Source organism: Mesorhizobium intechi, assembly GCF_002879535.1.
In the GTDB taxonomy this organism is placed as follows: domain Bacteria; phylum Pseudomonadota; class Alphaproteobacteria; order Rhizobiales; family Rhizobiaceae; genus Mesorhizobium; species Mesorhizobium intechi.
Genome location: NZ_PNOT02000041.1, coordinates 1 through 5,941 on the forward strand (window position 1 = coordinate 1; position 5,941 = coordinate 5,941).

The 5,941-nt window shown below is 64.5% G+C and carries 4 protein-coding genes; 3 read left to right on the plus strand and 1 reads right to left on the minus strand.

Going from position 1 to position 5,941, the window contains the following annotated elements:
- Nucleotides 1–113 precede the first annotated feature (113 nt).
- Nucleotides 114–794: a GntR family transcriptional regulator gene (locus C1D09_RS03550; protein ID WP_143973021.1), complete on the minus strand. Its 681-nt coding sequence runs from the start codon at nucleotides 792–794 to the stop codon at nucleotides 114–116.
- A gap of 218 nt (nucleotides 795–1,012) precedes the next feature.
- Between C1D09_RS03550 and C1D09_RS03555 the strand changes: the two genes are divergently transcribed.
- The 3 genes from C1D09_RS03555 (at nucleotide 1,013) to C1D09_RS03565 (ending at nucleotide 5,853) form a co-directional block, all read left to right on the plus strand.
- Nucleotides 1,013–2,140: a sugar ABC transporter substrate-binding protein gene (locus C1D09_RS03555; protein ID WP_143973022.1), complete on the plus strand. Its 1,128-nt coding sequence runs from the start codon at nucleotides 1,013–1,015 to the stop codon at nucleotides 2,138–2,140.
- A gap of 102 nt (nucleotides 2,141–2,242) precedes the next feature.
- Nucleotides 2,243–3,775: a sugar ABC transporter ATP-binding protein gene (locus C1D09_RS03560; protein ID WP_143973023.1), complete on the plus strand. Its 1,533-nt coding sequence runs from the start codon at nucleotides 2,243–2,245 to the stop codon at nucleotides 3,773–3,775.
- Nucleotides 3,772–5,853, plus strand: a complete 2,082-nt coding sequence (locus tag C1D09_RS03565; protein WP_143973024.1) for an ABC transporter permease subunit — start codon at nucleotides 3,772–3,774, stop codon at nucleotides 5,851–5,853. The genes C1D09_RS03560 and C1D09_RS03565 overlap by 4 nt, the downstream gene beginning before the upstream one ends.
- Nucleotides 5,854–5,941 lie beyond the last annotated feature (88 nt).

Here is a 5,941-nt window from a genome sequence, read left to right on the forward strand (position 1 = left end):
CTGCCGGACCGATCCGCCTTGAGCAGGCTTGTGGCTGCGGCCGGCGTTTCGAGCGGGAGTTCCGAACAGCGATTGAGGAGAATATTGCGGGCTTTTTGGCCGGCTTCCCAGCCTTATTTCAGCAGGTCGACCAGGACGTCGAAGGCGGCGTCGATATCGGCGCGGACGGCCTGGCGGACGGCTTCGGCGTCGCGGTTGCGCAGTGCCGCGAACATCTCCTGGTGATGCTCGTTGGCGGTCGAATAGTTTCCCGAATCATGCAGCATGTTGAAATAGGGGCTGATCTGCAGCCACAGATTTTCGATGATGTTGAGGATGTTTTCCGAGCCGGCCGCACGGTAGATGGAGAAGTGAAAGGCGTAGTTGGCCCGCAGATAGGATTTGACGTCTCCCGCCGCATTCGCCTGTTCGAGCGCTGCCAGGTGCTGCCCGAGTTGCGCGATGCCCTGATCATCGATGCGCTCTGCCGCCCATGCGGCGGCGATCGCCTCGATCTCGAAGCGGACATTCCTGAGATCGATGAGGCGCGCGCGGCTGAGCGCGGGAATGCCGATCGAGCGCCCTGAAACGACCATCAAGGCATTGGCCGCGGTCAGTCGCCGCAGCGCTTCCCTGACCGGCATCGGACTGACACCGAAGGCGTCGGCCAGGCTTTGCACCGTGACCATCTCGCCGGGCACGATGCTGCCGTCGAGGATCAATTCGGTGACGTGGCGATAGACCCTGTCCTGCAAGGTCTCCCTGGACAGAGGCACGATCTCGACACCAGGCTTCCTGAACGCCAATCCGGCCATTTTCCCATCAACCTTTCGGCCCAAAGGCCGCCACAACTCGTCCCCGGAATGCAGGGTTCCGGCTGCCGCGTCAAGCGCTGGCGCCTGCAGTCTTGACGTGAAGATATTTCATCATTGATCTTTGATCAAATGATGATACGGTCTCGGACATCGAATGACGAGGGCTACGGTTCGTGCCCTCGGGAGGCATTCGGTCGTTCGTATCGGGAGGAATTCACATGGGTATCGGATTGAAAGTCCGGCGGCTCGCGCTGCTGGCCGGCATGGCTGTATGCGCCGTTGGGCTGTCGGCTGCCGAAGCCGCCGAAAAGCACAAGATCTTTCTCAGCATGAGTTATATCGGCAATGACTGGCAGGCCGAAGCGGCAAACATGGTCAAGGCCATGGCCGCTCACAAGAGCCTTGCCGACAAGGTCGACCTGCAGGTCCAGGTCGCCGGACCCAACGCACAACGCCAGATCCAGCAGATCAACGCCATGGTGCAGAGCGGCGCCGAGGCGATCGTCGTCTATCCGATCTCGCCGACCGCGCTCAATCAGGTCGTGAAGAATGCCTGCGACAAGGGAGTGAAGGTCTTCGCCTATGACGCCGAGATCACCGAACCCTGCGCCTACAATGTCCATATCGACCAGCTGGAAGCGGGCAGGGTGACCGCCGAATGGCTGGTGAAGAAGCTCAACGGCAAAGGCAACATCATCGCCATCACGGGTGTTCCCGGAACATCCGTCGACGATCAGCGGACAAAGGCCGCCAAGGAGGTCTTTGCCAAGTACCCTGATATCAAGATTGTCGGCGAGGCTGTCGGCATGTGGAGCCAGGCGGTTGCCCGCACCGAGCTCTCCAAGATCCTGGCTACGCGCAGCTGGAACGACATCAACGGGCTGTGGATGCAGGTCGGCTGCTTCACCGCGAACTCCATGCAGCTCGAGGCCGGCAAGAAGGCCAGCGAACTCCTGCCTTGCGCCGGAGAGGGCTCCAATGGCGGCCGCATCCAGATGCTGCCTGCGGGCACCGAGGTAGAAGGAGCGGCTCCGCCCTACGCGCCGGCTGGCGCACAACGCATTTCCTACGCCTCGCCGCCCTATTCCGGTGCGCTGGCGCTGAAACTCGCCGTCGAGGCGATCGAAGGCAAGGAGGTGCCGAAGACCACCATCCTGCCGCTGCCGGTCGTCACCAATGAGACGATCAAGCTGTGCAACGAAGGCACCTGGGCGGAGATGAAGGCGGGCTGCAACGTCTTCAAGCCGTCGCTGGTCTCCAATCCCGGCTGGTTCGCCTCGATCTTTTCCGACCAGACGCCCGAGATCGGCCTCAATGCAGCCCTTGTCGGCCAGCCGGAGAACTGAGCCTCCCAGGGCAAATCGCGACGATGCACGGATCTTGTCCGTGCATCGTCGATCCGCGCCAATGCGTGGCGTCCCGAAAGTGCGCAGCCTGCGATCGAGGATATGACAGAACATTCCGCGCTCCCCGCCATCGAGATCGACGGCATCGGCAAGGCCTTCGGCCCGACCGTTGCGCTGGACGGCGTGTCGTTCCGCATTGCGCCCGGCAGCGTCCACGCGCTGCTGGGTGAGAATGGCGCCGGCAAGTCGACGCTGGTCAAACTGCTGTCCGGGCTGGTGCGGCCGAGTGCCGGTCATATCAGGGTCTTCGGCAAGGAGATCGGCTACGGCGCGCCGCGCGCGGCACACGCGCTCGGCGTTCAGACGGCGTTCCAGGAGATGACGCTGGTGCGCGATCTCTCCGTCCTCGACAACATGCTTCTACCCTATGCTCCGGTCGGCGTCTCCGGCCTGATCCGCCGCGGTGCCGCGCGCAAGGCTGTGCGCCGTCACATCGACGAACTCGGTTTCTCCGTCGATCTCGATGCCGAGGTCGGCGAGCTCGAGCTTTCGGTGCGCCAGAAGATCGAGATCGCGCGGGCCGTCTACCGCAGGCCGCGCATCCTTTTGCTAGACGAGCCGACCTCGACGCTTGCCGGCCGCGACGTCGACTGGCTGGGCGACATTATCGCCAGGCTGAAGGCGACCGGTACCACCATCGTCTTCATCACCCATCGCATGCGCGAGGTGCGCGCCTTTTGCGACACGCTGACGATCTTGAGGAACGGCCGCCACATCGTCACGGCGCCGGTCGCAGATGTTTCCGACGCCGACGTCATCGAGAAGATCATCGGTCGCTCCATCGAACAGACCTTTCCGCCGAAGCCTGACGGCGCCCAGGCTTTTGGCCCGCCGGTGCTGGGCGTGCGCGGCCTCAAGGTCGGGCGCAAGCTCGACGGCGCGAGCTTCGACCTGCGCAGGGGCGAGATCCTCGGCATTGCGGGACTGCAAGGCATGGGCCAGCAGGACCTGTTCCTGGCCTGCTTCGGCATGGCTGAAATCACACGCGGCGAGGTCCTCGTCGATGGCCGCAAGGTCTGGCTCGGCTCGCCGTCGGACGCCTTGCGGCCCAACATGGCCATCGGCCTGGTGCCGGAAGACCGCAAATCCGAAGGCCTGTTCCTGAAACTGTCGGGCAGCCAGAACGCCACGCTGCCCGTCGTCTCCCGCTTCACGCGCTTCGGCCTTGTCGACGCCGCGGCCGAGACCCGCTCCGTCGAGGAGGCGTTCGCCACTGTCGAAGTCGACCGCCGCGCGCTGTGGACGCGGGCCGGGGCGTTCTCGGGCGGCAACCAGCAGAAGATCGCGATCGCCAAATGGCTGGTGGCGCAGAGCCGCATTCTGCTTCTGTTCGATCCCACGCGCGGCATCGATGTCGGCACCAAGCATGAGCTCTATGTGATGATGCGAAACTACGTCGCCGCCGGCGGCTCGATCCTGCTGCACTCGACGGAAATTCCCGAACTGGTCCACCAATGCGACCGGGTCCTGGTTCTCTATGACGGGCGCATCGCGGCCGAGCTCGAAGGTGACGCCATCACCGAGCCCGCCATCATGCGTCCGGCGCTCGGCCATGGCGGAGAAGAAGCCGCATGAGCAGGGCCGCAATTTCATCTCCTGTTTCGACTGGCTTCGGCCTGCGCCGTGCGTTGACGCGACATCGCGGCGCGCTGATCGCTGCAGCCGTGTTGGCGATCCTGCTTTTCATCGTCGACTGGATCAGCGCCGGACCGCTGACTTATTTCGACGTGTCGTTCCTGTCGAGCGGCGGCGCGACCTCGGCGCTGGCGGCGATCGGCCAGACCATCGTCATCCTGTCGGGCGGCTTCGACCTGTCGGCCGGCGCGGTGATCTCGCTGGTCAATGTCGTGCTGGCATCGAGCATGGATCCGATGGCCCCAGGCGCCAGCATCCTTCTGTGGACGGCGGTCGGCATCGGCGTCGGCATGGCGGTGGGCGCCTTCAACGGGTTTTTCATCGCGGTGCTGCGCATGCAGCCGATCGTGGTGACGCTGTCCACCATGTTCATTCTGCAAGGCGTGACGCTGCTTGTGATGGACAAGCCCGGCGGATTCGTGTCGCCCGATCTCGGCACTTTCTATCTGGGCGACGCGATCACCGGCTGGCTGCCAATGCCGCTGGTGGTGATCGGCGTCGTCCTGCTTGCCTGGTTCTGGTTGAAGGGAACCCGTTTCGGCACGGCACTCTATGCCGTCGGCAGCGATCCGGATTCGGCCGCTGCCGTCGGCATCAATGTCGTGCTGGTGCGCTTGGCCGTCTACGTCATCGCCGGCGGATGCTACGGCCTCGCCGGCGTGTTCATCAGCGCACAGACCGGCAGCGCCGACCCGCTGGTCGGCAATCCGCTGCTCCTGTCGATGTTCGCGGCTGTCGTCGTCGGCGGCACGCGCCTTGGCGGCGGGCAGGGCGGTCCGGTTGGCACCGTCTTTGGCGCGTATATCCTGATGATGGTGGTGAACATCCTGCTGGTGCTCAACGTATCGGCCTACTATTCGACCATTGCGGAGGGCACCATTCTGGTGCTGGCAGCCCTTGCCGGATCCTTGTCCCACGCATCGGTGCTTGCCGTGCAACTTCGCGCGGCGCGCGCCCGGGTCGCCGCATGGCGCGCCGGCATTCTGCCCTCGCAGCTTGAACCGATCGATCGTCGGCTCAAGATCGCTGGGCCTTCGCAGGGCCAGCGCGGTCCGGCATCGCCGCGCCCGGCTTTCCGCCTGCGCAACGCCGAGATACTGCGCTATGCGCTGCCCGCCTATGTCTGCCTGCTCATCATCGTCGTCGTCACCCAGGTCTGGCTCGGCCGCGCCATTCTCAATCCGGGGTACTGGAACTCGCTCCTGGTGCTGTCCTCCTTCCTCGCGGTTCTGGCGCTGGGGCAGGGGACAGTCATTCTGACCGGCGGCCTCGATCTTTCCGTGCCGTGGACGATCGGCATTTCCGGCATCATCCTGGCCGGCATGGTCAACGGCTCCGACACGGCGCTGCTTTACGCCCTCCCGGTCGTGCTGGCGATGGCCTGCGCCATCGGCTTCGCCAATGGCTTCGGCATCGCCTATCTCGGCATCTCGCCGATCGTCATGACGCTGGCCACCAACGGCATCCTGCAGGGCTTCGCTCTTGTCTATTCGCAGGGAACACCGGCAGGGTTTTCCTCGCCGATGCTGCGCTGGTTCATGACGGCCAGGCTCGGTTTCGTGACGCCGGTCGTGCTGCTGTTGGTTGTCTTTGTGGCCGGCGCGGTGCTGCTGCTTGGACACACGCCGTTCGGGCGCCGCGTCTACGGCATCGGCAACGGGCTGCGCGCGGCGCGCCTGTCAGGCATCGGCGTCGAGCGCACGCTGATCCTGGTCTACATGCTATCGGCCGTTTGCGCCGCTGTTGTCGGCATCATGCTGACCGGCTTTTCCGGCCAGGCGAGCCTCGGCATGGGCGACGACTATCTCTTGCCCTCGATCGCGGTCGTGGTGGTCGGCGGCGCGCTGATCACCGGCGGGCGTGGCCATTATCTCGGCATGCTCGGCGGCGTGCTGCTTTTGACGGCGCTGCAGATGCTGCTGGCCGGCACCACGCTGCCCTACGCCACCAGGGCAATTCTTTACGGGCTGGTCGTTCTGGGCGCCGTCATGGCACTGCGCGAACGGCGGCTGCAATGAAAAGGACAGGACGATGAGCGCAAAGGCACCCGTATCGGCGGACGAATTTCTGGCCGGGCTGAAAGGGCAGCGCGTGCTGGTAACGGCG

What these genes read in the sequence shown, in the direction of transcription:
- C1D09_RS03550 (WP_143973021.1), bottom strand. Translation starts at nt 794, where the DNA reads ATGGCCGGATTGGCGTTCAGGAAGCCTGGTGTCGAGATCGTGCCTCTG.
- C1D09_RS03555 (WP_143973022.1), top strand. Translation starts at nt 1,013, where the DNA reads ATGGGTATCGGATTGAAAGTCCGGCGGCTCGCGCTGCTGGCCGGCATG.
- C1D09_RS03560 (WP_143973023.1), top strand. Translation starts at nt 2,243, where the DNA reads ATGACAGAACATTCCGCGCTCCCCGCCATCGAGATCGACGGCATCGGC.
- C1D09_RS03565 (WP_143973024.1), top strand. Translation starts at nt 3,772, where the DNA reads ATGAGCAGGGCCGCAATTTCATCTCCTGTTTCGACTGGCTTCGGCCTG.